General features: G+C 64.5%; 29 protein-coding genes. 15 read left to right on the top strand and 14 right to left on the bottom strand.

Translation table 11 applies throughout. The features are described from left to right. Positions 1-128: 128 nt before the first annotated feature. The 3 genes from AACG97_RS15090 to mcpP form a co-directional block, all read right to left on the bottom strand. Positions 129-698 (bottom strand): AAA family ATPase, encoded by a 570-nt coding sequence (locus AACG97_RS15090; RefSeq protein ID WP_009685449.1) that lies wholly within the window; start codon positions 696-698, stop codon positions 129-131. Further along, the gene (pnuC, locus tag AACG97_RS15085; protein ID WP_197884950.1) at positions 695-1,261 is read right to left on the bottom strand and encodes a nicotinamide riboside transporter PnuC; all 567 of its coding nucleotides are present in this window, start codon (positions 1,259-1,261) and stop codon (positions 695-697) included. The genes AACG97_RS15090 and pnuC overlap by 4 nt, the downstream gene beginning before the upstream one ends. Positions 1,262-1,347: 86 nt before the next feature. Next, complete coding sequence (gene mcpP, locus AACG97_RS15080; protein WP_225786216.1) at positions 1,348-2,982, bottom strand: methyl-accepting chemotaxis protein McpP; 1,635 nt, start codon at positions 2,980-2,982, stop codon at positions 1,348-1,350. Between the two features lie 298 nt (positions 2,983-3,280). Here mcpP and AACG97_RS15075 point away from each other — a divergent pair, with 298 nt between their 5' ends. Next, entirely contained in the window at positions 3,281-4,111 is an 831-nt protein-coding gene (locus tag AACG97_RS15075) for an undecaprenyl-diphosphate phosphatase (RefSeq protein ID WP_009685446.1), read from the top strand. Further along, complete coding sequence (locus tag AACG97_RS15070; RefSeq protein ID WP_115294289.1) at positions 4,104-4,517, top strand: DUF1294 domain-containing protein; 414 nt, start codon at positions 4,104-4,106, stop codon at positions 4,515-4,517. Before AACG97_RS15075 ends, AACG97_RS15070 begins: the two co-directional genes overlap by 8 nt. Positions 4,518-4,549: 32 nt before the next feature. Here AACG97_RS15070 and AACG97_RS15065 read toward each other — a convergent pair whose 3' ends face one another. Together AACG97_RS15065 and AACG97_RS15060 are read right to left on the bottom strand one after the other, a co-directional pair. After that, the gene (locus AACG97_RS15065) at positions 4,550-4,894 is read right to left on the bottom strand and encodes an MmcQ/YjbR family DNA-binding protein (protein ID WP_009685444.1); all 345 of its coding nucleotides are present in this window, start codon (positions 4,892-4,894) and stop codon (positions 4,550-4,552) included. Positions 4,895-4,902: 8 nt separating this feature from the next. Beyond that, positions 4,903-5,805, bottom strand: coding sequence for a LysR substrate-binding domain-containing protein (locus AACG97_RS15060; RefSeq protein ID WP_115294290.1), 903 nt, complete (start codon positions 5,803-5,805; stop codon positions 4,903-4,905). A gap of 133 nt (positions 5,806-5,938) precedes the next feature. Between AACG97_RS15060 and AACG97_RS15055 the strand changes: the two genes are divergently transcribed. The 5 genes from AACG97_RS15055 to AACG97_RS15035 all read left to right on the top strand — a co-directional run bounded on the left by AACG97_RS15055 (position 5,939) and on the right by AACG97_RS15035 (position 8,907). Further along, on the top strand, positions 5,939-6,550 hold the full coding sequence (locus tag AACG97_RS15055) for an FMN-dependent NADH-azoreductase (protein WP_009685442.1): 612 nt from the start codon (positions 5,939-5,941) through the stop codon (positions 6,548-6,550). 252 nt (positions 6,551-6,802) lie between these two features. Continuing rightward, positions 6,803-7,687, top strand: a complete 885-nt coding sequence (locus AACG97_RS15050; RefSeq protein ID WP_225786215.1) for an EamA family transporter — start codon at positions 6,803-6,805, stop codon at positions 7,685-7,687. A gap of 131 nt (positions 7,688-7,818) precedes the next feature. Beyond that, a complete protein-coding gene (locus AACG97_RS15045) occupies positions 7,819-8,139 on the top strand; it encodes a YbjQ family protein (RefSeq protein ID WP_009685439.1) in 321 nt (106 codons plus the stop codon). A 138-nt stretch (positions 8,140-8,277) separates the two neighbouring features. Next, complete coding sequence (locus tag AACG97_RS15040; RefSeq protein ID WP_003253897.1) at positions 8,278-8,466, top strand: hypothetical protein; 189 nt, start codon at positions 8,278-8,280, stop codon at positions 8,464-8,466. A 129-nt stretch (positions 8,467-8,595) separates the two neighbouring features. Then, positions 8,596-8,907, top strand: a complete 312-nt coding sequence (locus AACG97_RS15035; RefSeq protein WP_054904382.1) for a hypothetical protein — start codon at positions 8,596-8,598, stop codon at positions 8,905-8,907. Between the two features lie 46 nt (positions 8,908-8,953). Here the strand turns inward: AACG97_RS15035 and AACG97_RS15030 are convergent, their stop codons facing one another. Next, complete coding sequence (locus AACG97_RS15030; RefSeq protein ID WP_029884829.1) at positions 8,954-9,286, bottom strand: hypothetical protein; 333 nt, start codon at positions 9,284-9,286, stop codon at positions 8,954-8,956. A 300-nt stretch (positions 9,287-9,586) separates the two neighbouring features. Beyond that, entirely contained in the window at positions 9,587-10,729 is a 1,143-nt protein-coding gene (gene ampC, locus AACG97_RS15025) for a class C beta-lactamase (protein WP_029884830.1), read from the bottom strand. 119 nt (positions 10,730-10,848) lie between these two features. Between ampC and AACG97_RS15020 the strand changes: the two genes are divergently transcribed. Beyond that, the gene (locus tag AACG97_RS15020; protein ID WP_009685435.1) at positions 10,849-11,883 is read left to right on the top strand and encodes a bile acid:sodium symporter family protein; all 1,035 of its coding nucleotides are present in this window, start codon (positions 10,849-10,851) and stop codon (positions 11,881-11,883) included. Here AACG97_RS15020 and AACG97_RS15015 read toward each other — a convergent pair whose 3' ends face one another. Next, positions 11,884-12,444 carry a TetR/AcrR family transcriptional regulator gene (locus tag AACG97_RS15015; RefSeq protein WP_115294292.1) on the bottom strand — a complete coding sequence of 187 codons (561 nt, stop codon included), beginning with the start codon at positions 12,442-12,444 and terminating at the stop codon, positions 11,884-11,886. Positions 12,445-12,533: 89 nt separating this feature from the next. On the opposite strand from AACG97_RS15015, the gene AACG97_RS15010 reads away from it, so the two are divergent. Then, entirely contained in the window at positions 12,534-13,265 is a 732-nt protein-coding gene (locus AACG97_RS15010; protein WP_115295329.1) for an SDR family NAD(P)-dependent oxidoreductase, read from the top strand. A gap of 26 nt (positions 13,266-13,291) precedes the next feature. Further along, entirely contained in the window at positions 13,292-13,906 is a 615-nt protein-coding gene (locus AACG97_RS15005) for a 2-hydroxychromene-2-carboxylate isomerase (RefSeq protein ID WP_009685431.1), read from the top strand. Here the strand turns inward: AACG97_RS15005 and AACG97_RS15000 are convergent. From AACG97_RS15000 to AACG97_RS14980, 5 genes are all read right to left on the bottom strand, one after another. Continuing rightward, positions 13,843-14,160: a DUF7693 family protein gene (locus AACG97_RS15000; RefSeq protein ID WP_082437891.1), complete on the bottom strand. Its 318-nt coding sequence runs from the start codon at positions 14,158-14,160 to the stop codon at positions 13,843-13,845. The genes AACG97_RS15005 and AACG97_RS15000 overlap by 64 nt on opposite strands. A gap of 4 nt (positions 14,161-14,164) precedes the next feature. Then, positions 14,165-14,710 carry a cupin domain-containing protein gene (locus AACG97_RS14995; protein WP_003248033.1) on the bottom strand — a complete coding sequence of 182 codons (546 nt, stop codon included), beginning with the start codon at positions 14,708-14,710 and terminating at the stop codon, positions 14,165-14,167. 81 nt (positions 14,711-14,791) lie between these two features. Beyond that, on the bottom strand, positions 14,792-15,997 hold the full coding sequence (locus tag AACG97_RS14990; RefSeq protein WP_115294293.1) for an MFS transporter: 1,206 nt from the start codon (positions 15,995-15,997) through the stop codon (positions 14,792-14,794). A gap of 72 nt (positions 15,998-16,069) precedes the next feature. After that, positions 16,070-16,603, bottom strand: coding sequence for a cytochrome b (locus AACG97_RS14985; protein ID WP_009685430.1), 534 nt, complete (start codon positions 16,601-16,603; stop codon positions 16,070-16,072). Next, positions 16,600-17,646, bottom strand: a complete 1,047-nt coding sequence (locus tag AACG97_RS14980) for a catalase family peroxidase (RefSeq protein WP_054913653.1) — start codon at positions 17,644-17,646, stop codon at positions 16,600-16,602. The genes AACG97_RS14985 and AACG97_RS14980 overlap by 4 nt, the downstream gene beginning before the upstream one ends. A gap of 128 nt (positions 17,647-17,774) precedes the next feature. Here AACG97_RS14980 and AACG97_RS14975 point away from each other — a divergent pair, with 128 nt between their 5' ends. Together AACG97_RS14975 and AACG97_RS14970 are read left to right on the top strand one after the other, a co-directional pair. After that, positions 17,775-18,296 carry a sigma-70 family RNA polymerase sigma factor gene (locus AACG97_RS14975; RefSeq protein ID WP_009685428.1) on the top strand — a complete coding sequence of 174 codons (522 nt, stop codon included), beginning with the start codon at positions 17,775-17,777 and terminating at the stop codon, positions 18,294-18,296. Continuing rightward, the gene (locus AACG97_RS14970; protein WP_054881108.1) at positions 18,293-19,045 is read left to right on the top strand and encodes an anti-sigma factor family protein; all 753 of its coding nucleotides are present in this window, start codon (positions 18,293-18,295) and stop codon (positions 19,043-19,045) included. Before AACG97_RS14975 ends, AACG97_RS14970 begins: the two co-directional genes overlap by 4 nt. Positions 19,046-19,114: 69 nt before the next feature. Here AACG97_RS14970 and xthA read toward each other — a convergent pair whose 3' ends face one another. Further along, positions 19,115-19,927, bottom strand: coding sequence for an exodeoxyribonuclease III (gene xthA / locus AACG97_RS14965; protein WP_009682174.1), 813 nt, complete (start codon positions 19,925-19,927; stop codon positions 19,115-19,117). 162 nt (positions 19,928-20,089) lie between these two features. Here xthA and AACG97_RS14960 point away from each other — a divergent pair, with 162 nt between their 5' ends. Genes AACG97_RS14960 through AACG97_RS14950 form a run of 3 tightly spaced genes read left to right on the top strand, consistent with a single transcriptional unit; the run spans position 20,090 to position 26,206 of the window. Continuing rightward, positions 20,090-20,740: a GNAT family N-acetyltransferase gene (locus AACG97_RS14960; protein WP_009682173.1), complete on the top strand. Its 651-nt coding sequence runs from the start codon at positions 20,090-20,092 to the stop codon at positions 20,738-20,740. A 52-nt stretch (positions 20,741-20,792) separates the two neighbouring features. Then, positions 20,793-22,535, top strand: coding sequence for an autotransporter assembly complex protein TamA (locus tag AACG97_RS14955; protein ID WP_115294294.1), 1,743 nt, complete (start codon positions 20,793-20,795; stop codon positions 22,533-22,535). Then, complete coding sequence (locus AACG97_RS14950) at positions 22,532-26,206, top strand: translocation/assembly module TamB domain-containing protein (protein ID WP_225786214.1); 3,675 nt, start codon at positions 22,532-22,534, stop codon at positions 26,204-26,206. The genes AACG97_RS14955 and AACG97_RS14950 overlap by 4 nt, the downstream gene beginning before the upstream one ends. Positions 26,207-26,211: the final 5 nt, after the last annotated feature.

Raw genomic sequence — 26,211 nt, 5'->3', positions numbered from 1 at the left:
GCGGGCCTGCTGTGGCGTCGCCTGAAGGGAGATTTCGCAGCGGTGTTTCACCCGCTTGACACTCACCCTGCTAGTGGGAGCAGCCGCCTGGTTTCGGGGGTTGTACCGCAGGGGGCTGTGTCAGTGGCTTAACACTCGGCAGGGTAGGCTGGCTTATCGCTATCAAGGAGCCTAGCCACCGCTTCCAGGGCCAACAACTGGCGCTGTGGCCAACTCCCTTCAATTATCTGGTGGGGCTGGCCATGCTGCTGCAACCAGGCCCGGCTGTCTTCGAAAAAGCGTTGCCGATCGCGCACGTCCGGCTGGCTGCGCTGGCCGTCGGCGACCCATTCCACGCCTTGTGGGCTTAGCAAAAGATGCAGGTCGTAATGCCGGGCGAGCAGGGCCTGTTCCAGCCAGGCCGGGCAGTCGCCGAACAGGGCATGGCTCCAGAGCATGTTGCTGAGCAGGTGGGTGTCGAGGATCAGCAAGGGGGGCGCCTGCTCGCGGGCCTGGTCTTCCCATGCCAGTTGGCCACGGGCAATGCTGGGGATATCGGCGTAGCAGGTATCCCGGCGCTCCTGCTCGATGAAGTGACGCACGTATTCGGCCACCACCAAACCGCCAAAATGCGCCTGGATCACCCCGCTGAGCCAGCTTTTGCCGCTGGACTCGGGGCCGCACAGCACCAGTACTTTCGTCGCCTGCACCGTGCTCATGGCTGCACCAATGCCGGGTCTCGCCGCCATTCCAGCCAGCCGCGTACGGCTATGAGGGTCAAAACGGCGAACAAGCCTGCCGTGAAATACAGCTGCTGGTGCAGGTACAGGCCGACATACAGGGTGTCGACCACAACCCAGAGGGCCCAGCATTGCAGGCGCTTTTGCGCCATCCACAGTTGTGCCACCAGGCTGAAGCCGGTCAGGGTCGCGTCCAGCCACGGCATGGCGGCGTCGGTCCAGTGGGCCATGGCCGCGCCCAGGGCGGCACTCAGCAGCACCCCGACGGCCAGGCCGGCAAATAGCGCCGGGCCTTGCAAGCGCGAGACCTGGCGGGCGTCTTCAGCGCGGTCGGGGCGTTGCCATTGCCACCAGCCGTACAGTTGCAGGAGGGCGTAGGCCAGTTGCAGCAACATGCCCGAATACAGCTTCACCTCATAGAACAGCCAGCCATAGATCATCACCATGACCAGGCCGATCGGCCAGCACCAGGCGTTCTGCTTGACCGTGAGCCAGACAGCGATGACGCCGAGGACGGCGGCGATGAGTTCAAGGCCGGACATCGGCGATCCTTGGAGGCTGCGGGGAAGGGGCGCGATTGTAGCTGTTCGGCGGGCGAAGGTGTAGCCGCGCCCGCCGGCAGCCCGTACTACACGCGGAACTGGCGCAGTAACTGCTCCAGTTCTTCGCTCAACTGGCCCAAGGCCACCCCCGCATCGCTGGACTGGCGCGCCGCATCGGCGGTTTGCTGGGACAGCCCGGCAGTGTCCAGTACGTTGCGGTTGATCTCTTCGACCACATGCGCCTGCTGCAGGGTGGCACTGGCAATGGACGCATTCAAGGCGGTGAGGTTGTTCAGCGCCTGGTTGATGGCGTCCAGGCTGGCGCCGGCCTCGCGGGCCTGTTCGACGGTCTGGCGCGAGGCTTCGCTGCTGGTGTCGATTGCCCGCACAGCGGCGTCCGACTGGCTTTGCAGGTGCTCGATCATGGTATGGATCTCGGCCGTGGACTGCGCGGTGCGCTGTGCCAGCAGGCGCACCTCGTCGGCGACCACGGCAAAGCCGCGGCCTTGCTCCCCGGCCCGGGCCGCCTCGATGGCGGCGTTCAGCGCCAGCAGGTTGGTTTGCTCGGCAATCGAACGGATCACGTCGAGCACGCCGCCGATGCGCGTGCTGTGCCCGGCCAGGTCGCGGATCACTTGCACAGCCTGGTCGATGGTCAGGGACAGCCGGTCGATCTGCGCCAGGCTGCCGTGGATGGCTTGCTGGCCCTGCGTGACCTGCAGTTGGGCGCTGTGCATTTCCCCGGCAGCCTGTTCGGCCGTCTTGGCCACGTCCTGCACGGCGTAGGTCACTTCGTTCACGGCGGTAGCCACCTGGTCCATCTGCAACGACTGCTGGGCACTGCGCTGCTCGGCGGCCCGGGCATTGTCACCCACATGCCCGGCCGACTGGGCCAGCGCATGGGCGGCCCCTTGCAATTGGCCGACCACGCCCTGCAGCTTGCCATTGAAGCGGTTGAAGTGTTCACCAAGGCGGGTGATTTCGTCGCGACCATGGGTGTCCAGGCGCCGGGTCAGGTCACTTTCGCCACTGGCGATATTGCCCATGGCCTGCACCGCTTCCTGAAGGGGGCGGGCAATGCTGCGGGCGATCAGCATCACCACCAGCGCCATCAGCAGGGCAATGCCCAGGCCAACCAGCGAGGCATCGCGCAACTGGCGGGCGAATTCGGCCTGCACGTCATCGACGTACACGCCCGACCCGATGATCCAGCCCCATGGCTTGAACAGCTGTATGTAGGAGGTCTTGGCCACCGGCTCGCTCGCCCCGGGCTTGGGCCAGCGGTAGTTGACCGGACCCGCGTCGTGCTGGCGCGCCAGGGCGACCATCTCATTGAACACGGCAAAGCCGTCGGGGTCGCGGATGGCTGACAGGTCCTGGCCGTCGAGCTTGGGGTTGGTCGGATGCATGATCATCTTCGGCCCCAAGTCGTTGATCCAGAAATAATCGTCGTGGTCGTAGCGCAGCCCCCGGACAACTTGCAGCGCTTGCTGCTGGGCGGCTTCACGGCTGAGCGTGCCGGCTGCCTCCAGCCCTTGGTAATAGGCCAGTACCCCTGCAGCGGTTTCCACCACATGGCGGGTCTTTTCGGCCTTGGCCTGGTACAGGTCGCCGTGGATCTGGCGCAGCATCAGCAGCCCCAGCACCACCAGCATGGCCACCGCCACCACCAGGATCAGCCACAGGCGTTGGCTGATCGACATTGATCTCAAAGTGTTCATCCAGCCGCTCCCCCATTGTTCTTTTTATTCAGCTGCATCCAAGCACGGTTTGCAGCCATGCCCCACTCGACTAATGGCTAAGTGCTATCTTTGTCACAGTCTGCAGAAGGTTGCGTAACGGATTTGCAAAGGTGCTCTGACAGGATTTCGGCCGCGCAAGATGAAACCTTTAGCCGCCGTGAACTTTTCCACTGGCGCTGGTCCCAACAGTCGCTGTAAAAAGCCGGTCCGCGTGCGGCAATCGTCAATAGATCAAGAACAAGGAGCCTGCTGCGAGCAGCGCTCCACCGGGGGAATGATGGATTTTTGGACTGCCTTCCAGGCAATCATCTTGGGCGTAGTAGAGGGGCTGACGGAGTTTCTGCCGATTTCCAGTACCGGCCACCAGATCATCGTCGCCGACGTGATCGGTTTTGGCGGTGAACGGGCCATGGCTTTCAACATCATCATCCAGCTGGCTGCGATCCTGGCCGTGATGTGGGAGTTTCGCAGCAGGATCTGCGAAGTGGTTTTCGGCTTGCGCAGCCAACCCAAGGCACGGCGCTTTACCGGTAACCTGTTTTTGGCATTCCTGCCTGCGGTCGTACTGGGCGTACTGTTCGCCGACCTGATCCACGAGTACCTGTTCAACCCGGTCACCGTGGCGGCAGCGCTGGTGGTGGGTGGGGTGATCATGTTGTGGGCCGAGCGGCGCACGCATCGGGTAGAAGTTGACCATGTCGACGACATGCGTTGGAGCCATGCGCTGAAAATAGGCTTCGTGCAGTGCCTGGCGATGATCCCCGGCACATCGCGTTCGGGCTCGACCATCATCGGCGGGCTGCTGTTCGGTCTGTCGCGCAAAGCGGCCACCGAGTTCTCGTTCTTTCTCGCCATGCCGACCATGATCGGCGCGGCCGTGTATTCGGGCTACAAGTACCGCCACCTGTTCCAACCGGATGACTTGCCGGTGTTCGCCATCGGTTTCGTCACGTCGTTCATTTTCGCCATGATCGCCGTGCGTGCGCTGCTCAAGTTCATTGCCAACCACAGCTATGCCGCGTTTGCCTGGTATCGCATCGTGTTCGGCCTGTTCATCCTGGCTACCTGGCAGTTCGGCTGGGTCAACTGGACCTCGGTTCATGGCTGAGCTACGGCGTGCCGCGCCGCTGGACGGGGTACGCAACCTGCGCCTGAAACTGCTGGTGCTGGCCGTGTTGTGCGTGCTGCCAGGGCTGGGCGCGGCTCGCATGGCCTGGCTCGACCAGGCCTGGTGGCCATTGGCGCTGTACCCGGCGATGAGCCTGGTCAGCGTCATGCTGTACTGGCAGGACAAACACCAGGCACGTCAGCAGGCCTGGCGCACGCCCGAGAAAGTGCTGCATGCCAGCGAGCTGTTGGGTGGCTGGCCGGGTGCGTTGCTGGCGCAGCAGCTGTTCCGGCATAAGACGCGCAAGCTTTCGTACCAGCTGCTGTTCTGGGCGATTGTGCTGTTGCACCAGGTGTTCTGGGTCGACTGGCTGTTTTTCGGTGGGCGCTTTCTGCCTTTAGGGTGAAGTGCGGTCCCGAAGCGGGGGGGCAGGCGGTATTACAGCAGCAAACCCACCTGTAACCGCTTCGGTAACCGTCGCACCACCAGCTGGTGCGAACGCTGCAGCAAGTCACGCAATTCGTCCCGGCCCATGGGGTAGGGCGGCGCCATGCTGATCCAGCGTGCCCGTGCCAGGTAAGGCGCAGGTCGCACTCCAGGGCGGTCGCAATAGCCGAGAAACAAATCGTCGGCCACCTTGAACGACAGCCCTGCGCCGGCCAGGTCGAGTACCGCGAACATCTTGTTGCCGGCCACCGAGAAAACCCGGATACCGCCCCACTTGTAGTCTTCCTGGGCACCCGGCAGCTCCAGGCAGAATGCCGCTACTTCGGCTTCGCTCATGTTCGCGTTCATACGTATCGCTCCCCACACGCCTCGAATGATGCCGCCAGATGGTCGATCCACACCCGTACAGCCGGCAACAGGCCGCGCCGGTGCGGGTACACCGCCTGCAGGTAGCCACCTGGCAGCGACCACTCAGGCAGCAGGCGTACCAGCTCGCCGCGTTCCAGCTCCGCCTCGCAAAACATGCTGGGTAATGCAGTAAAGCCCAAGCCAGCCCGTACAGCGGCATTACGTACTACGAAATCGTCGATCGCCAGGCGTGGCTCCAGGGCCAGGTCCTGTTGCTTGCCGTTGGGGCCCAGCAGGCGAAAGTGCACCAGCCGGTCTGCCTCGGCGGCGCCCAGTACCGGCAACGTCGCCAGTTCGTCAGGGTCGCGGATGTGGTCGGCGAAGCCTGGGGCGGCAACCAGCTGCATTTGCGCCTGGCGCAGGCGGCGGGTGACCAAGGCCGGGTCTTCATCGCCCAGGTCGCGCACGCGCAGGGCAACGTCGATACCTTCGGAAATCAGGTCCACCCGGCGGTTGAGCAGTACCATGTCCAACTGCACCAGCGGGTACTGCTCGAGAAAGCGGCTGATCACCTGCGGCAGAAACGCGTGGGCCAGCGCCACGGGGCAGGACACACGCAAGCGCCCGCGTGGTTCGCTGCTCATGCTGGCCACCGTTTCATCGGCGGCTTCGGCCTCCAGCAGCATGGCCTGGCAGTGATGCAGATAGCGCTCGCCCACTGCGGTGAGTTTCAACTGCCGGGTGGTGCGCTGCAGCAGGCGGGTGCCCAGGCGCTCTTCGAGCTCGGCGATGCGCCGGGACAAGCGTGACTTGGGAATGCCCAGCTGGCGCCCCGCTGCAGCAAAACCGCCGGCTTCCACTACGCGGGCGAAATAGAAAAGGTCATTGAGGTCTTGCATGAACAGGTCTCATTGTTCCACTCATGAGACAAACTAACGCATTTTCTGCAGCTTATCAGTCATTAATCACTCCGGTAGGATTCTACCCATCGTGATCGCCAAGTGATGCGGTCTTCATTCACAGGAGAGTCCCATGAAACTGTTGCACATCGATTCGAGCATCCTGGGTGACAATTCCGCATCCCGCCAGTTGAGCCGCGAGGTGGTCGAAGCCTGGAAAGCCGCAGACCCCAGCGTTGAAGTGGTGTACCGCGACCTGGCTGCCGATGCCATTGCACACTTCTCTGCTGCTACGCTGGTAGCCGCTGGCACCCCGGAAGATGTACGCGACGCCGCCCAGGCATTCGAGGCCAAGCTCAGCGCCGAGACCCTGGAAGAATTCCTGGCCGCCGATGCCGTGGTGATAGGCGCGCCGATGTACAACTTCAGCGTGCCGACCCAGCTCAAGGCCTGGATCGACCGCGTTGCGGTGGCCGGCAAGACCTTCCGCTACACCGAGGCGGGCCCTGAGGGGCTTTGCGGTAACAAGAAAGTAGTGCTGGTTTCCACCGCGGGTGGCCTGCACGCTGGCCAGCCAACGGGTGCTGGGCATGAAGACTTCCTCAAGGTGTTCCTGGGCTTCATTGGTGTCACCGACCTGGAAATCGTGCGCGCTCACGGCTTGGCCTACGGCCCGGAGCAGCGTACACAGGCGCTTGACGCCGCACAGGCGCAGATCGCCAATGAGCTGTTTGCAGCGGCTTGATGCACAGCGATAAGGTTTGCAAGGCTGAGGTGCCGGCAAGTCCGCGCTGCTGATCGTGCCCTGCTCAAGGGTACTGGAAACCCGCGAATACGCAGTGTTCGCGGGTTTTCTGCGTTATGCATCAACGTTACAGGTTGACGCAACAGTCGGACTGTTGCGCCAGCCTAGGCCACAACTGTGCTGGTCCTCTTCAGAGTTATAGCCTTATGCTGTAACGAAATATGTCTAGAACGCCTGAAGAAGGAAGCTGCCGTGCCGCTCAAGGACCTACTCATCGCCCTGGTGGTGATTGTTGCCTGGGGAGTAAACTTTGTAGTCATCAAGGTTGGCCTCGACGGCTTGCCGCCGATGCTGTTGGGGGCACTGCGCTTTTTGCTGGTGGCGTTTCCCGCGGTGTTGCTGGTCAGGCGCCCCAAATTGCCCTGGCGCTGGATCATCGCCTACGGCGCAACCATTTCTCTGGGCCAGTTCGCCTTTCTCTTCCAGGCCATGTACAGCGGCATGCCACCAGGGCTGGCTTCGCTGATTCTGCAATCGCAGGCATTCTTCACGCTCGGCTTCGCCGCGCTGTTCCTCGGTGAACGGCTGCGCCTGGCCAGTGTGCTGGGGCTAATGGTGGCGGCCAGTGGCCTGGCCCTGATCGGCAGCGAAGACGGTGGCCACGTGCCGATGGTGGCGCTGCTGCTGACATTGTGCGGCGGTGCCATGTGGGGGCTGGGCAACATCATTACCCGGCGCTTTGGCTCGGTCGACCTGGTGGCGCTGGTGATCTGGGGTGGTTTGATCCCGCCGTTGCCGTTCCTGGCGTTGTCCTGGTGGCTGGAAGGCCCAGAGCGTATTGGCCATGCGCTTGCCAACATCAGCCTCAGCTCGGTGCTGGCGCTGGCATACCTGGCTTTTGTCGCCACCATGATCGGCTACAGCCTGTGGAGCAAGCTGTTGTCGCGCCACCCGGCCGGTAAGGTCGCGCCTTTTTCGCTGCTGGTGCCGGTGATCGGCTTGAGTTCGTCGGCATTGCTGCTGGGCGAACGACTGACCGCAATTCAGGGCTGGGGCGCCGTGTTGGTGATGGCCGGGCTGCTGGTGAACGTATTCGGCGCGCGGATCGGCCAGCGCTTGCGTGCGGCCAGCGCCTGACAGGAGGTTAGTGGGGGGCGTGGTGACGGCTGAAGCGTTGACCGGGTGGTAAGGCCCCATTGCCGGTTGCTCAGGTGCGGCTCTGTTAGACTCGGCCTCATTGTTCGAGACCAGGCCAACGGAGCGTTTGCATGATCATTTCCACTACCAGTCAACTTGAAGGCCGCCCGATTGCCGAATACCTCGGCGTGGTCAGCGCCGAATCGGTCCAGGGCATCAATTTCGTCCGCGATTTCTTTACCCGTGTTCGCGACGTGCTGGGTGGTCGCTCGCAGACCCTGGAAAGCGCCCTGCGCGAGGCCCGCGAGCAGGCCACCGAAGAGCTGAAGGCGCGCGCCCAGCAGTTGCGAGCCGACGCGGTAGTCGGTGTGGATTACGAGATCAGCATGCCTTCGGTACAAGGCGGCATGGTCGTCGTGTTTGTCACCGGCACCGCAGTGCGCCTGCGCTGAAGGCCGGTTTGCCACTGGTCGGCTGCCTGGGTTTTGCCCGACTGGTCTGTAAATGACCGGCTAGTCTCACTTTTACAGGCCGCGTCACTTGGCAGCTTTTCTGGTTGCCGGCGCGTTACCGCTGAAGGGAGACAGGGCATGAGCGAATCTTTTTTCGAAGACCTTAACGATGCGTTTCCGATCAACAGCCAGGTGCGTTGCGGCCAGGCGGCATTCCGGCTGGGGTTCGCCCACATGACCCTGGATGATTCCGAGCAGCTTCAGCCTGCCCATCTGCAGCGCAGCAAAAAGGGCCGCTTCATGCCACGGGTGCCGCTGAAGAAGTAACCCCGCGCTGCCCGACGGCGGACTTTTTATGGCCATTCGTTGACCCGCCTCATGAAATGATTGGGTAACACTCGCCGGATCGCCAAGCCTGTGCTTTGCTGACGCCACATTCGAGCAACGGAGGACTGGATGCTCATGCGCGTCAGGGAAGAGACTTATTGGCACTGGGCGGACGCCCAACTACACAGCCGCAGCCACGACGAAGCGCTCAGCGATGGCACCACACTGGACGTGCAGGTGCGCTTGTCGCGCCTGGGCGCAACGCAATTGTTCCTGGGGTTGTATGCCGGGGATGGGCGGGCGCTGGTGGAGGAGTATTACCCCGCGCGGCCGGGCGAGACCATGACCCGTGCCATGGTTTGGGGTGTCGACCGCGCCAGGGCCATGGCGACAGGGGCATTGCCGTTGCCGCCAGCCCGCCGCCAGCGGCGCCAGGCATGAAAAAAGCCCGGCCTGTTCAGGCCGGGCTTTGCTAACGGTGGCAACCTCAATTGAGCGGTTCGATCACCTTGACTGCCTGCTGCTCACGGGCAGCGGGCCACTCCTGTTGCAGGGTCTGCAGCACACGGCCAACGAACTCGGTGTCGGCGGCGGCCTTCTTGCCAACGTAGCCTTGGCCACGACGGTAGACCTTGAAGCGGGCACGCATGCTGGGCAGGTGCTCTTCAAATTCAGCTTCGACGGTATTCGGTGGCAGGCGATCGAGGCGCACTTCACCGGTTTGGCTGACCCACAGCAGGTGGTCGTCGAGGCTGTCTTTGCGGCCGGCGAACAGCTGGGCCAATTGGTCGATGGTCGGATTGTTGTTCAAGTTCATCATAAAGCCCCCATTACCCATTCGTAGGTGATTTTCACAGTTGGCGCTACCACGGTGTAGCGCACTACCAACGCTGCTACAGCAGCATCGCAACAGGGGCTTTCTCACGCTGCCTTTTGGACAGTTTCCCGCTCCACGAACGGCCCGCGTTACCGCGCAGACCGTCTGGAATACCCTTGCCACCGCCCCCGATCAGGGGGACGGCTTCATCATGCACAAGGGCGATGAACGGCGTCAACCATTTTGTAGTGAATATTTTTTTTCACTACATAGTGTCGATTTGTTCGACAATCCGCAGCCTTTCTACAGGCCGGAAAGGATCGCAAAGGCGGCACGGACCCGGGCCTCATTGGGGTAATTGCGGTTGGCCAGCAACACCACCGCCAGCTGTTCGGCGGGCACGAACGCAGCGTAGGCACCAAAGCCATTGGTGGAGCCGGTCTTGTTGTACCAGGCCGCAGGCAGCGCCGGCTGGGCTGGCTGCAAGCGCGTGACTGGCTGTGGTTCACGGATCAGCCTTGGGCTGTTGCCATCGACCAGCGTGTCCAGTGCGACCGGGTAGGGGTAGCGCTCCCAACCCAGGCCCTGGGTCATGGCGCCGACCTGAAAGTAGCCTTGGCGGGTAATGCTCAAGGCTTGCTGCAGCGTTGGTGGCAGGCCCTGCGGTTGCAGGTGCAGGCGCACGTAGCGCAGCAGGTCGCGGGCGCTGGTCTTGATCCCGTAGGCTTCGTCGGCATAGGGGCCGGGGCCGACGCGTACCGGCTTGTCGGCGGCATCGTAACCTTGTGCGTACAGGCCCTGGGCGCTGGCGGGCACCTGCAGATAGGTGGCGCGCAGGCCCATCGGTGCCAACAGCCCTTCGCTCATCAGTGTCGAAAACGATTGCTGTTGTGCGCGGGCGGCCAGGTCGCCGAACAGGCCCAGGCTAGGGTTGGAGTAGCAGCGCTGGGTGCCGGGTTTGGCGCGTGGTTGCCAGTGGCGGAAGAAATCGACGACCTGCTGCGGCGTCTGGACGTCATCCGGGAACTGCAGCGGCAGGCAGTCCGCGCTGTAGGCACCGAGGTCGCGAACGGACGCCTCGCCAATAGGGGCGCCTGCCAACGCCGGGTGGTAACGCTTGGCCGGCGCCGACAGGTCCAGCTTGCCCTGCGCGCTGGCCAGCGCGGCCAAGGTGGCGGTATAGGTCTTGCTCAACGAGCCGATTTCGAACAGCGTGTCGCGGCTTACCGGCACGTTGTCGGCCTTGCTGGCCACGCCGTAACTGAAATAGTGCGCATGGCCGTGGGCATAAATGGCCACCGCCATGCCGCTGATGCCTTGCTCCTGCATCAGTGGGCGGACGACCTGGTCGACCTTGGCCTGCAACGGGTCGTGAGCCTGGGCGGTGGTATGGCCCAGGGCAAGCGTGATGGTGGTGGCAATCAAAGCCTTGCGCAAGCGCGGCATGAGCGGTTCCTTGTGTGCATGGTGTCCGTTGAGCGATACCCCAGGGGGTTCCGGCGTTAGCGCTGAAAAGCCGGAAACCTTATCGTCTGCCCTTGCACAATGACAAGACGGGAGCCGTGATGAAGTATTTGCGCATGCTGTTCGACAATTTCACCCTGGCCTTGCTCGGGGTGGTCTGCATTGCCACCGTATTGCCTTGTTCGGGGGACGGCGCGATGTACTTCGGCTGGCTGACCAACCTTGCCATCGGCCTGCTGTTCTTCCTGCACGGTGCCAAGCTGTCGCGTGAGGCGATCATCGCAGGCGCCGGGCATTGGCGCCTGCACCTGCTGGTGTTCTCCTGCACGTTCGTGCTGTTCCCGCTGCTGGGGTTGGCGTTCAAGCCGCTGTTCGTGCCACTTGTAGGCAATGAGCTGTACCTGGGTGTGCTGTACCTGTGCGCCTTGCCCGCAACCGTGCAGTCGGCCATTGCCTTCACTTCGCTGGCCCGCGGCAACGTGCCGGCGGCCATCTGCAGTGCGGCGGCGTCCAGCCTGCTGGGTATCTTCCTCACCCCATTGCTGGTGGTGATGTTGCTGGGCGCCAGTGGCGATACTGGCTCCGGCCTGGATGCGGTCCTCAAGATCACCTTGCAACTGCTGGTGCCATTCGTGGCCGGGCAGATCGCGCGGCGCTGGATTGGCGCCTGGGTCAAGCGCAATGCCCGCTGGCTCAAGGTGGTCGACCAGGGGTCGATTCTGCTGGTGGTGTATACCGCCTTCAGCGAGGCAGTGGTGACCGGCCTGTGGCACACGGTTTCGTCGCAGCACCTGGCGGGGTTGTTCGCGGTATGCGGCATTCTGCTGGCGGTGGTGTTGTTCGCTACCCGCTTGTTGGGCAAGGCGCTGGGCTTCGACCTCGAGGACCGTATCACCATTCTGTTCGCCGGCTCGAAGAAAAGCCTGGCCACCGGTGTACCCATGGCGCAGGTGCTGTTCGTGGGCAGTGGCATTGGCGCGATGATCCTGCCGCTGATGCTGTTCCACCAGATCCAGTTGATGGTGTGCGCGGTGCTGGCGCAGCGTTATGCCAGCCGTGAGCAAGGTTTGCCAGAGGCTCTGGCAGGCGCTGAACGTGCTGCGGCGGGCCCCCGCCAACCCCCAGCCAACCCGTGATCAGTCGCCCTCCAGCGCGCGTTCGACAAACGCGCGGCTGGCGCCAATCACCTGGCCTTGCACGCTTTCGCTGACCAGCATGCGGCCAACCAGCAGCGCGCCCACGCACTGACTGATCAATACCCAGGCCAACTGCTCATCCTCCAGGGTGGCGCTCCAGGCCTGGTGCAGCTGCAGTAACCAGTGCTCGGCCACTTCCCGCACAGGCGTGTCAGCGCGGGCTATCTCCACCCCTAGCGGCGGCAACGGGCAACCCTGCTCGGCGTTGTGCAGGTGCGCCAGGCTAAGGTATTGCTGCAGGCAGCGGGCCAGGCGCTCGCGGCTGGCACCTTGGTTGGCCAGCCGGGCGAGTGGGCTGTTGCAGAGTTCCTGCCGGACCACCTCGGTGAACAGGTCATCCTTGGACGGAAAGTGGTTGTAGAACGCTCCCCCGGTCAGGCCAATGGCTTTCATCAAGCCGGCAACGCCCGTGCTGGCAAAGCCCCCACGCTTGGCCAGCGCACCGCTGCTGGCGAGCAAGCGTTCACGGGTTTGCTGCTTGTGTTCGTTTGGGTAGCGCATGGGCGTGCCTCTGCAAGACGGCTTGACGAAAGCCGGCATCGTAGCATAGCGTTCGTTTACTAAACGATCATTTACCAATGGGTGCAGGCATGTCGGAACAACAAAAAGTCGTGCTGGTGATTGGTGCGGGGGATGCCACCGGCGGCGAGATTGCCAAGCGTTTTGCCCGCGAGGGCTATATCGCCTGTGTCACCCGGCGCCAGGCTGACAAGCTGCAGCCGTTGCTGGAAGAAATACGCGCTGCCGGTGGCCAGGCCTACGGGTTCGGCTCCGATGCGCGCAAGGAAGACGACGTGGCGGAACTGGTCGAAACCATCGAGTGCGATATCGGCCCGATCGAAGCCTTTGTGTTCAACATTGGCGCCAATATGCCATGCAGCATTCTGGACGAAACCCCACGCAAGTATTTCAAGATCTGGGAAATGGCTTGCTTCGCCGGCTTTCTGACTGCCCAGGCGGTAGCACGGCGCATGGTCCGGCGCGAGCGCGGCACGCTGCTGTTCACTGGCGCCACCGCCGCAACCCGTGGCGCGGCCGGTTTTGCCGCCTTCGCCGGCGCCAAGCATGGCTTGCGCGCATTGGCCCAGAGCATGGCCCGCGAGTTGGGGCCGCGCAATATTCATGTCGCCCATGTGGTGGTGGACGGGGCCATCGACACTGCCTTCATTCGCGACAGCTTCCCCGAGCGCTACGCCCTCAAGGGTGAGGGTGGCATCCTGAACCCTGCACACATCGCCGACAGCTATTGGTTCCTGCACGCCCAGCCCCGCGACGCGTGGACCTTCGAGCTGGACCTGCGGCCCTGGATGGAAGGCTGGTAAACCCTTTTCCCTGTAAGGACATGACCATGCACAAGCACGTCGATTTCTACTTTGACCTGGGTAGCCCAGCCAGTTACCTGGCCTGGACCCAGCTGCCGGCGCTATGCGCCTGCCACGGGGCAACGCTGCACTACCGGCCAATGCTCCTGGGCGGCGTATTCCAGGCCACGGGCAACGCTTCGCCAGCGATGATCCCCGCCAAAGGGCGCTATATGTTCAACGACCTGGCGCGCTTTGCCGCCCGCTACGGGGTGCCGTTTGGGCTGCCACCGGGTTTTCCGGTCAATACGCTGCACTTGATGCGAGGCGTCATGGGTACGCAGTTACGCGCGCCGGAGCGTTTCGAGGGGCTGCTGGCGGTGTTGTTCAAGGGTTTGTTTGCCCAGCAGCGCAACCTGAGCGATGTGGCGGTACTGGACGCCACCCTGGTTGAAGGCGGCTTTGACCCACACGCGTTTCACGCACTGGCAGCAGATGACGAAATCAAGGCAGCACTGCGGCAGGCGACCGAGGTGGCGGTGCAGCGGGGGGTATTTGGTGCGCCGACGTGCTTTGTCGGCGAAGACATGTTCTTCGGTCAGGACCGCCTGGACTTCGTCGAGGCAGCGCTGCAGCAGGGGGCGAGCAGCCTTTCCAGCTGAGTGCGTTCCCACTGGCTGAGCAGATCGCAGGGGTTGCTGCCATACCGTTGCCAGGCATCGAGCCCCGCCTGCGCCCCGCACGGGGCCGTGCAGTGGATGCACTGGGCAAGGCCCTCGCTGTCCAGCGCGAGGGTCAGTTGCCAGCCGTCGACGATCACGTCCACCAGGGCGTGGTCATGGCGCTGGGCTATCGACAGGGTATGGACACCGAGCGCTGCGTCACGCAGGCGTTGATAGACCACCCGGCTGTTCATGCCGTCAGAAGTTCGCCGGGGTATTGGCGCTGATGATCTCGGCCTCGTCCGGGCCGATGTTCTTGAAGCTGTGCGGCAGGGTGGTGGGGATGTAGTAGCCATCACCCGAGTTGAGCACGCTGACCTGGCCGTCGACCCACAGCTCCACGGTCCCCCGCGTGACCAGCCCGCATTCTTCGCCTTCGGCATGCACGATCGGTTCGCCGGAGTCTGCGCCCGGCGCGTACAGCTCACGCAACATGCGCATCTGCCGGCCTTCGACACTGGCACCGACCAACAGCATGCGCAGGCCGTTACGGCCCAGGTCTGGCTGTTCGCCGCCGCGGAACACATAGCGCTCTTCACGTACCGGCTCGTCGAAGCTGAAAAACTCCGCCAGGCTCATGGGAATGCCTTCGAGGAGCTTTTTCAAGGAGCTGACCGAAGGGCTCACGCGGTTCTGTTCGATCTGCGAGATCGTCGAGTTGGTCAGCCCGCTACGGCGGGCCAATTCCCGTTGGGAGAGGTTGTTGCGTTCCCGCACCAGTTTGAGTCGCGTCCCCGTGTCCATAGCCGCCTTGTAATCAGAGGTGTTTAAAATAACGAGCGATGCGCATTAAAACATACTCTGCCGCGTTGCGCGCTGTGCTTCTCAACGCCTTTGTTCACGCGGGATTGGCCACAGCCCGACCAGCAACAACAGCGTTGCCACGGCCAGGAATGGCAAGCGCGGGTCCACGGCATAGACCAAGGTCCCGGCCAGCGGGCCGATGACCGCGCCCATGCCCTGGGCTGCACCTATGGAGCCGGCCGTGGCGCCTTGCTCGCCGGCCTGCATGGCATTGGCGGCCAGGGCCGAAAACGCCGGGAATACAAAACCCATGCCCGCCGCCGCCACAAAGTAGCAGGCCCATAGCCAAGGGGCGGTGGTCGCCAGCGCGCCGCTGGCAAAGCCCAGCGCCGAAACCGTGGCACCGACCCGGATCATCTTCAGCGGTGGCCACTGCAGCTGGCGCAGCAGGACCTGGGCCAGCATCAGCGCCACACCCACGGTGGTGAGGGCAATGCCGGCAGCCTGGGCGGCCTGGGCTGGCCCCAGGTGCAGGCGGTCAAGGGCGAAGAAGCCGACGGTGATCTGCGACACGGTCACACTCAGCATGGCGCTGAATGCCACCAGCAACGGCCGGCGCAGGCGGGGGTCGTTGAGCCTGACCGGGGTGGGCGCGTGGCTGTGTGCAAGCGCCTGTGGCTTCAGGGCCAACAGCAGCACCACGAAGGCACTGGCAGGGAGTAGCGACATGACCAGAAACGGCAGGCTCAGGCTATGCCGCGCCAGCAGCGCTGCCAGGGCTGGGCCGACCACCAGGCCCACGGCGTTGGCCGCCCCCAGCGAAGCCATGGCCCGTGCCCGCTGCTGCGGCCCGACATGGTCGGCGATCAGGGCGTTGCAGCCGACCGGAATGGCGGCATAGAAGGCACCGATGCAAGCGCGTGCGACCATCAGGCCGATGAAGGCCATTGTTGCACCTGGCATCCAGCGCAGTGCACCTTCGACAAACAGGCACAACAGCCAGTAGGCCAGGGTGAAACCCGCGCTACCCAGCAGCAATACGCGCCGACGGCCAAGGCGGTCAGCTGCGCGGCCCCAAGGGCGGGCCAGCAATACCCAGACCACGCCGGCCACGGTAATGGCGGCGCCGGCTTGCCAGGTGGCCATGCCCAACTGGCGGGCGATCGGGCCGATCAAGGCGACGAAGGCCATCATCGACATCGTACAGGCCATGTTGGCCAGCAGCAGCGGGCGTAGATCGAGGGTGCTGGCTGGGCTGAGCGTTGCAGGATCCTTTGCGAGGGTCATGGGGTTTCCAGGGCAGTAGGGCCGGTGACAGCCGGTCATTGATGGAGGTCGACCGCCCTGGGCTGCCTCAGGTCATTGATTGCGGCGCAGGGGGCCAGGCCACATGCTACGCAACACGCCGTCGCGGCGCACCCAGGCATGCATCAGCGCCGCACCGACATGCACCAATACGGTGGCGAACAGCAAGTAGCCTGCCCAGCCGTGGGCCTGGCGCAGCACGGCATACAGCTGCAGGTTGTGCGGCGCGATCGCGGGCAGGCCCAGCGGGCGCGGGTAGTCGCCGGCAGACAGCATGGCCCAGCCCAGCAGCGGCATCGCCAGCATCAGGCCATAAAGCGCCAGGTGCGATGCGCCGGCAGCCCAGCGCTGCACGGTTGGCAGGTCTGCAGGCAGCGGCGGGTGGGGTACGGCCAGGCGCACGCCGATACGCAGCACGACCAGCACCAGCAACGCCAGGCCGGTGGCCTTGTGCAGGCTGATCAGTACAGGGTGGCGCAACGACAGGTCGGCAACCATGGTCACGCCGATGAACAGCATGGCCAGGATCAGCACGGCCATCAACCAATGCAGCGCGCGGGCAAGGGGGTGGAAGGCTTCGGGCTTCATGGGCGGGCTCCGGTGCCGAGCGATTCACGGCTGCGGCGGTTGAAAGATTCCGAATAGGCGGCGGAACGGGCGGCGAGGATCGGGTCGTTGGAGGCTTCGATACCTTGCGGCAGGATCAGGGGGTCGAAGTTGATGTCGCGGCAGGCCCCTTGTTCGGGCCCATCGACCTGCTCCAGCACCAGGGTGCCGGCGTCCACGCTGCGCCGCTCGGCAGGCCAGGGGCGGGCCGGGTCATCCACCGCATCGCCCGGTTCCGCCAGCACCAGGCGCAGGGTCCAGCGCAACGGGCCTTGGGCCAGGCGCTGCTGCAAGTCGTGCTGGAGGAACAACTTGTCGTCGACCTGCCCAGGCAACGCGGCGAACGGCGCCTGTGGCTCCAGCTGCCAGCGTACCGGGTGGGCCGCGCCGGCTGCGTCGATCAGGCGGAAGGCATTGATGCTGTGGTACTGCGTGCTGGCGAAGCTGTCACTGGGTTTGTAACTGGCCGCCCATTGACGAAACGCTGCGCTTTCCGGGTGTGCGGCGAAGAACGCCTGCAGCTTGGCCGGGTCGGGTTTGCCGGTGGCCTTGACCGGTGCGCTGGCCAGCACCTGCTCGTAGAACCCTTGGGGGTTGCTGACGGCAAGCACCGGCGGGTTGTTCATGCCGGTGCGCCAGACCTGGCCGTCATCGGTGCTCAACTCAATTGCCAGGCTGCGGACCGGTATGCTGGTGTCCGGGGCGAACGGGTTGGCCCCGCCGATGGCGAAACGGCCGATGACCGGCACCCGCGGCTGGCTGAATGCGCGTGCCGTGGACAGGCTGGCTGCCTGGCCGCTGGGCTGGAAGTAACCACTGACGCAAAGCCCCTTGGCGTGGTTCTTGCGGTAGCCGGGGTAGTGCCCGGCTTGGGCTTCGAAGGTGTCGATGATGCGTTGCGGGGTCAACTGCGGTTGGCCCAGCCAGCCAGCGGCATACGCGAAGCCGGCACCTGCGGCCAGCATCACGGCGCCGATGGCGGCCAGGCGCAGGGCCTTGGCCGGGCCGTGCAAAGGTGAGTTCATGGTGTGCGTCCGGTTCAGTGAAGGTGCCAGTACGACGGGGTAGCGCGCTATTTATTCCCACGGGGGAATAAAATAGGCCTGCACGCGTCTGCCCCTTACACTGACTGCCCCATAGGCCGGACCTGACCATGCACGACCTGGACAACCAGCAGTGGCGCGAACTGCTCGCCCGCTTGCGCCGCTTTGCCGTATGGCTGACCCGTGAACCGGGCAGCGCCGACGACCTGGTGCAGGCTACCGTCGAGCGCGCGCTGAGCCGACGAGACCAGCAACGCGACGCGCAGGCGCTGCGTGCCTGGCTGTTCACCATCCTTTATCGCTTGTACCTGGACGGTAAACGCCGTGAGCGCCTGCATGCGCGCTGGCTGTCCTGGTTCGGCCGTGCCGAGCGCGATGACGAACCCGTTGGTGACAACCTTGAAGCGATCATCCTGGCCCAGGCCGACTTGCAAGCGTTTTCCCGGCTGAGTGCCGAGCAGCGTGCCTTGCTGCTGCTGGTCAGCGTCGAGGGCCTGAGCTACAAGGAGGCCGCCCAGGCCTTGGGCATTCCTATCGGCACGGTAATGTCGCGCCTGTCGCGGGCGCGCAATGCCTTGCGTGAACTGACCGAAGGCTCACCCCAGCCACCGGCCTTGCGGAGATTGAAATGACGCGCCTTATCCCCACCGAAGATGAACTGCACGCTTACGTCGACGAGCGCCTGGAGCCGGCGCGGCGCGCCGAGGTGCAGGCCTGGCTGGCGGCCAACCCGCAGGCGGCGGCACGTGTGGAAGGCTGGCGCGCCGATGCCCGGCGGCTGCGCACGGCGCTGGCCGGGCTTGGCGAGCCAGCCGGTGCCCCCGCGCTTGAGCTGGGCCAGCTGCGGCGGCAACTGCGCCAACGCCGGCAGCGGCGCTGGGCCGCGGCAGCGGCCATGGTGCTGGCCCTGGGTGTAGGGGGCTTGGGCGGCTGGCAGGCCCGCGATGCCACCCTGGCCAATGCCGAGCTGCCGATGGCCGATGCCGTGCAGGCGCACAAGTTGTTCGCCGCCAGCCAGGCGCTGGATATTCAGGCCAGCGACCCGGCCCAGTTGCGCGATTGGCTGGGCCGGCACTTCAACCGTGTCGGGCAGTTGCCAGACCTGGCGGGCTATGGCTTCAGGCCGGTGGGGGCGCGGTTGCTCAGCAACGAGCAAGGGCCCGCAGCCTTGTTGGTGTTCGAGGACGGCAAGGGCCAGCGTATCAGCCTGTTCATGCGTTCACCCAGCGAAGGCTTTCGGCGCATGCCGAACGGGCAACGGGTCGATGGCCAGCTGGAGGCGCGGTACTGGTCGCATGGGGCGTACAACTTTGCCTTGGTCAGCGCGGCGGACGATGTGCGTGGGGCGGGGGTAGGCGAGGTGCTGCGCCTGGGCTTGTAACCCAGGCTTTGCCGGCGCGCCCTTGTGTCGCGATCGAGCCGCCCCGGCAGACATGTTGCGCTCACACGGTCAGCTCAACTCAAGCCAGATCGGTGCATGATCGGACGGCTTTTCCATCCCGCGCAGTTCATAATCCACGCCTGCTGCCTTGATCCGCGGCACCAGCGCGTGCGAGGCCATGATCAGGTCGATGCGCAGGCCGCGCTTGGGCTCGTCTTCAAAGCCGCGGCTGCGGTAGTCGAACCAGCTGAAGCGGTCGTTCACGTCCGGGTACAGGTGGCGGAAACTGTCTACCAGGCCCCAGCCTTTCAAGCGCTCCATCCATTCGCGCTCTTCCGGCAGGAAACTGCACTTGCCGGTCTTCAGCCAGCGCTTGGCATTGTCCGGGCCAATGCCGATGTCGCAGTCCTGCGGCGAGATGTTCATGTCGCCCATCACCAGCACTGGCTGGTCGTTGCGGAACTGGCTTTCCAGCAGTACCTGCAGGTCGCTGTAGAAGCGCTGCTTGGCCGGAAACTTGGTGGGGTGGTCGCGGCTTTCGCCTTGGGGGAAGTAGCCGTTCATGATGGTGATCGGGTTGCCCTGGGCGTCGGCGAAGGTGCCCCAGATGAAGCGGCGCTGGGCGTCTTCTTCATCGCCGGCAAAGCCTTTGTGCAGGCTGAGCGGCGCCTGGCGCGAGAGCAGGGCGACGCCGTAGTGGCCCTTCTGCCCGTGGTAGTGCACGTGGTAACCCAGCGCCTGTACGTCGGCCAACGGGAACTGCTCGTCGCTGACCTTGGTTTCCTGCAGGCCGATCACGTCTGGTTGGTGCTTTTCGATCAGCGCTGCCAGCTGGTGCGGGCGGGCTCGCAGGCCGTTGATGTTGAAACAGACGATCTTCATGGAAAGACAATCCCGGTAAAAGGCGCGATGCTAGCGGACATCGCCGGCGATCACCAGCGTGGCGGGGCAGGAGGCCTGCTGCTAACGTGCTGTAAGGGTGGAACGAAGCGCGGAGCGCAACCTCCAAGGCTCTGAACGCCCATTCCAGGAGGTCTGCCCGCAATGCCCGAAACCACAGCCGCTCCGGCCCGTGTCTGCCTGCTCGATGATGGTTACAGCCGCGAGGTACGTTCCCTGCTGTACAACGCCTACCGGCACGAACCCACTTTTGCCTATATCTTCGAAGCCCAGCGCCCAGGCTATGAACGGCGCCTGCGGGTGATGGTGCGTGAATGGGTACGCCAGCACTTCTACCTGCAACTGCCTGCGATCGGCTTGCTGGTGGACGATCGCCTGGTGGCCGTGGCCCTGATCGTGCCGCCGCTGCGCCGCTTGGGTGTGGCGGACAGTTGGGCCTGGCGCCTGCGCATGATGCTCGGCACCGGCCTGCGCTGCACGCGGCGCTACATGGACTACCAGGCCGCTTTGTCGACCTGCCTGCCCAGTGATCAGGTGCATGTGCTGCCACTGCTGGGGGTGCACCCGCAGTTTCAAGGCAAGCAGTACGGCGAACAATTGTTACAAGCTGTGCATGACTGGTGCGCCGAAGACCCCGGCACCCAAGGCGTGGTGCTGGACACGGGCAATGAGCACTATCTGGCGTTTTACCAGCGCCAGGGTTACGAGGAAATTGGTGAGGTGGCCATAGGGCCGATCCGGGAACGGGTATTCTTTCACCCCAACCCGGTGGCTTCGACATCCGCTTTGGCCTGAACAGGCCGCAAGGCGGCTCCCTTGAGCGTTCGGGTCTGGTAGCATTCGCCGCATGACGTATTCAGGAAGATTGACCTGGGGCTTGGTTATCTGGGCCGCCAGTTTTGCAGCATGGGGCCAGAGCGAGTTGCTGGTGCAGGTGAAACCGGCCAACAAGGCGCTCAAGGCCAATGTCGAAGGCTATATAGGTTCACTGGGTGACCGCGATGAAGAAGCACTGTTGCGCTTCAGTCGTGGTGCAGAGGAGCAGGCGCGCAAAGCCGCGCAGGCACTTGGCTACTATCAGGCGCAGATCGACAGCGAGGTCAAGCCTGCCAGCGATGCCGACCATTCCCCGCAGTTGATCCTCAGCATCAACCCGGGCGAGCCGATTCGGCTGCGCAACGTCACGGTGCGCATCGAGGGCCCGGCCAGTGACATGAAGGCCTTTCGGGTACCCGACAGCCGGGCGCTGCGCCCGGGTGAACAGCTCAACCACGGTACCTACGAGGATGCCAAGCGCCTGATCCAGAACCAGGCGTCGCGTTACGGCTTCTTCAGCGGGCGCTTCAGCCGCCAGCGCCTGGCGGTGGACCCGCAGGCCGGGGTGGCCGATATCGAACTGGTCTACCAGAGTGGCCCGCGCTACCGCCTTGGCGCAGTCACCTTTGGCGGCGACACGCCGCTGGACGAAGACCTGCTGCAGCGCATGGTGCCGTTCAAGCCAGGTACCCCGTACGACTCGGAGCTGATCGCCGAACTGAACAACGACCTGCAGTCGAGCGGTTATTTCGAAGGGGTACGGGTGGATGCGGCGCCCACCGCCGCGGTGGGTGAAGACATACCGGTGGACGTGCGCCTGGAAACCCGCAAACCCCGCACCATGGGGCTGGGCCTGGGTTACTCCACCGACGTCGGGCCGCGCGGCAAGGCCAACTGGACCCGCCACTGGGTCAACCCCCACGGCCACAGCTATGGCTGGGAAACCGAGCTGTCGGCGCCGCGGCAGAACGTGGGATTGTGGTACGACATTCCCCTCGATCCGCCGTTGACCGACAAATTGCGCTTTGCCGGCGGCTATCAGAATGAAGAGCTTGCCGGTACCGACACCCTCAGCAAGCTGCTGACGGTGGGCCCCGAGTGGCACAGCAAGCTGCCCAGCGGTTGGCAACGGGTGATCTCTCTGAAATACCAACGCGAAGAGTACCGCCTGGGCGACGACAGCGGGTTGAGTAATCTGCTGATGCCCGGCGTTAGCTACTCGTTCCTGCGCAGTGACAACCGCATCGACCCGCACAATGGCTACCGCCTGCAATTCGATGTGCAGGTGGCCAAGGAAGGGCTGGTGTCGGACACCAACCTGCTGCACGGCAACGTGCTGCTCAAGGGCCTGACCACCCTGGGCCACAACCACCGCTTGCTTGGCCGCGTGCAGTTCGGCGGCAGCGCAACCAACGGTTTCAAGAACAATATCCCGCCGTCGCTGCGCTTCTTCGCCGGCGGCGACCAGAGCGTGCGCGGTTACGACTACCAGACCCTGTCGCCCGAAAACAGCGACGGTGACCGTATTGGCGGGCGTTACCTGGTGGCCGGCAGTGTCGAGTACCAGTACTCGCTGACCGAGAAGTGGCGGCTTGCCACATTCGTCGACCAAGGCAACTCGTTCAACGACCTGGAATTGCCCAGCCTGAAAACCGGGGTCGGTTTTGGTGTGCGCTGGGTGTCGCCGGTGGGGCCGCTGCGCCTGGACCTGGCCAAGGCGCTGGATGACGACGGTGGCATTCGCCTGCACTTTTCCATGGGGCCCGAGTTGTGAAACGCGTAATCAGATATACCCTGCTGGGCCTGGCTGGATTGCTGGCGGGCCTGGGCCTGGCCCTCGGCTTGCTGCTGGGTACCGAGGCCGGCAGCCGCTGGGCGCTGGGCAAGGTTCCCGGTTTGCAGGTCACCGACTTCCAGGGCCGCCTGGGGGGCAGCTGGCAAGCAAGCCGGGTAAGCTGGGCCGACGCCGGCAGCAAGGTCGAGCTGCAGGCCCCGCAGTTGGCCTGGTCGCCTGCCTGCCTGCTGCGCGCCACCTTGTGCATCGACCGCTTGCAGGCACAGCGCATCGACATGGCCTTTGCCCCTAGCACCGAGCCGGCCGACAGCGGCCCCCTGCAATTGCCGGCACTGCGCCTGCCGGTGGCCATCGAACTGGGCGAGGTGAAGGTCGGGCAGCTGCGCCTGGACGGCAGTGACCTGCTGGGCGACGTGCAGCTTGCAGCGCACTGGACCCGCGGCGGGATGCAGATCGACAGCCTGCACCTGCAGCGCGACGACCTGCTGCTGAACCTGCAAGGCCATATCCAGCCCGAAGGCGACTGGCCGACAACGCTGCAGGCGCAACTGCAGCTGCCGGCTGTAGGGGGCAAGCCCTGGCAGCTGGCGCTGAACGCCGAGGGTGAACTGCAAAAGACCTTGAACCTCACGGGAGCCAGCAGCGGCTACCTGGACGCCACGTTGAGCGGCACGCTGCAGGCCCTGGCCGAGCACCTGCCTGCGACGCTGCAGATCCGTTCCGAAGCGTTCAAGCCGACCGCTTCCTTGCCTGACACCTTGCAGTTGAACCAGCTCGACCTGGCAGCCAAGGGCGACCTGCTCAAGGGCTACCAGCTGTCGGGTACCGCCAACCTGCCCGCAGAACAAACGCCGATCGCCCTGGCGTTGTCCGGCCTGGTCGACAGCAAGGGGGCCAGGCTCGATGCCCTCGACCTTACCGCCAGCGACACCCAGCGCGTCAAGCTGCAAGCCACGGCAGACTGGCAGCAAGGCCTGACCGCCGATGCTCAGCTGGACTGGCAGGATTTTCCCTGGCTGCGCCTGTATCCGCTGGAAACGCCGCCACAGGTTACCCTCAAGCGCTTCAATACCCGTGTGCATTACCGTGATGGCAAGTATCAGGGGACCTTCGCCGGTGATCTTGACGGCCCGGCGGGGGCGTTCACCCTGGCCAGCCCTTTCGAAGGCGACCTGGATCAGGTCAGGCTGCCACAACTGGCGCTCACCGCCGGCCAGGGCAAGGCTGCCGGCAGTGTTGCAGTGCGCTTTGCCGATACCCTGGCGTGGGATGTCGACTTGCAACTGTCTGCACTCGACCCGGCCTACTGGCTGGCCGAGCTGCCTGGCACCCTGGCGGGGCCATTGCGTACCAAAGGCGAGCTGAAGGATGACGTGCTGAGCCTGGATGCCCAGCTTGACCTCAAGGGGCGCTTGCGCGGCCAGCCGGCTGTGTTCAAGGCCGAGGCACAAGGGGCCGGGCAGCGCTGGACACTGGGTGCGCTGGCGATCCAGCTGGGGGACAACCGTATCAATGGCAGTGGCAGCCTGCAGCAGCGCCTGGCCGGGCGCATCGACCTCGACTTGCCCCGCCTGGGCCAGCTGTGGCCCCGGCTGCAAGGCCAGGTCAAGGGGCGCGTGGATGTCGCCGGCACGCTGCAGGCGCCGCAAGGCACCCTGACGTTGCAGGGCCAGCGCCTGGCGCAGGCTGAGAACCGCCTGCAACAACTGAACCTGGATGCCAAACTCGACAGCGCCCAGCGTGGGGTGGTCGAGCTCAAGGCCACCGGCATTCACCTGGGTGACACGGCACTGGGCACGTTGCAGGCCAGCGGCAAGGGTGACATTCGCCAGCAGGCTCTGAACCTGGCCCTGGACGGCCCGCAGCTCAAGCTTGACCTGGGGCTGGATGGCCAGTTGAGCAAGGGCGACTGGCGCGGGCGACTGGCCAGCGGGCGAGTCCAGGCCGGTGGCCAGGACTGGCAGTTGCAGGCCCCGGCGCGGTTGCAGCGGCTGGCCAACGGCCAGCTCGATTTCGGTGCCCACTGCTGGCGCTCTGGCCAGGCCAGCCTGTGTGGCGATGACCAACGCCTGGCGCCGGAGCCACGCTTGCGCTACCACCTCAAGCAGTTCCCGCTGGGCAGCCTGGCGCAGTGGCTGCCCAAGGACTTCGCCTGGCAGGGGCTGCTCAACGCCGACATCAGCCTGGATATACCGGCCAGTGGCCCCAAGGGTAGCGCGGTGGTCGATGCCAGTGGCGGCACCCTGCGCGTGCGCGACAAAGGCCGCTGGATCGACTTCCCGTATCAGGCCCTGCGCCTGGACAGTACCCTGGCACCGCGGCGTATCGACACGCGCCTGGTATTCCGTGGCGAGCGGCTGGGTGAGCTGAACGTCAACACCCGGCTCGACCCGCTGGGCAAGAACAAGCCGCTGTCGGGTGATTTCCGCCTGGCTGGCCTGGACCTCTCGGTGGCCCGGCCCTTCGTGCCGATGGTCGAGCGGTTGGCCGGCCAGCTCAATGGCAGCGGCCAGCTCTCGGGTACCTTGCTGGCACCGCAGGTCAACGGCAACCTGGCGCTCAGTGGCGGCGAAGTCAGCGGCGCGGAGCTGCCAGCCAGCCTGCAGGCACTGTCTGTGCAGGCGCAGATCGCCGGTGAGCAGGTGCGCCTGGAAGGCAATTGGCGCAGTGGCGAAGCAGGGCGCGGGCAGTTGAGCGGCAACCTCACCTGGGGCCAGGCGCTGGGCATGGACGTGCGCTTGCAAGGCCAGCAACTGCCGATCACGGTGGAGCCCTACGCCACGCTGGAGGTCGCCCCGGACCTGACCTTGCGCCTGATCGACGACAAACTGGCGGTCACCGGCAAAGTACTGGTGCCCAAAGGCAAGATCACTGTGCGCGAATTACCGCCTTCTACCGTCAAGGTCTCGGACGATACGGTCATCGTTGGCCGCCAGACCGAGGAGGGCAAGCCACCCATGGCGATGGCCATGGACATTGACGTCGAAGTGGGCCAGGACAAGCTGTCGTTCACCGGCTTTGGCCTTACCGCCAACCTGCTTGGCCATGTGCACATCGGTGACAACCTCGACACCCGCGGTGAATTGAGCCTGGCAGACGGTCGCTACCGCGCCTACGGCCAGCGCCTGACCATCCGCCGCGCGCGCCTGCTGTTCGCCGGGCCGATCGACCAGCCTTACCTGGACATCGAAGCCATCCGCAAGGTAGACGATGTGATTGCCGGTATTCGCTTGAGTGGCAGTGCCGAACAGCCGACCAGCCAGGTGTTTTCGGAGCCGGCCATGAGCCAGGAGCAGGCCTTGTCCTATCTGGTGCTGGGGCGGCCATTGGGCACCTCCGGCGAGGACAACAACATGCTCGCCGAAGCGGCACTGGGCCTCGGCCTGGCAGGCAGCGCCGGTATCACCGGTAGCCTGGCCTCCAGCCTGGGCATCGACGACTTCCAGCTGGATACCGAAGGCTCGGGCAATACCACCAGCGTGGTCGCCAGTGGCAACCTCACCGAGAAGCTGAGCCTTCGTTACGGGGTAGGGGTGTTCGAGCCAGCGAACACCATCGCTTTGCGTTACAAGTTGAGCAAGAAGGTCTACCTGGAGGCGGCCAGCGGTTTGGCCAGCTCCCTGGATATCTTCTACAAGCGCGACTTCTAGGTTGA

It is taken from the genome of Pseudomonas sp. Nvir (assembly GCF_963778085.1).
In the GTDB taxonomy this organism is placed as follows: Bacteria; Pseudomonadota; Gammaproteobacteria; order Pseudomonadales; family Pseudomonadaceae; genus Aquipseudomonas; species Aquipseudomonas juntendi.
The sequence above is the reverse complement of the archived record's forward strand: the minus strand, read 5'-3'. Positions and strand labels throughout refer to the sequence as shown.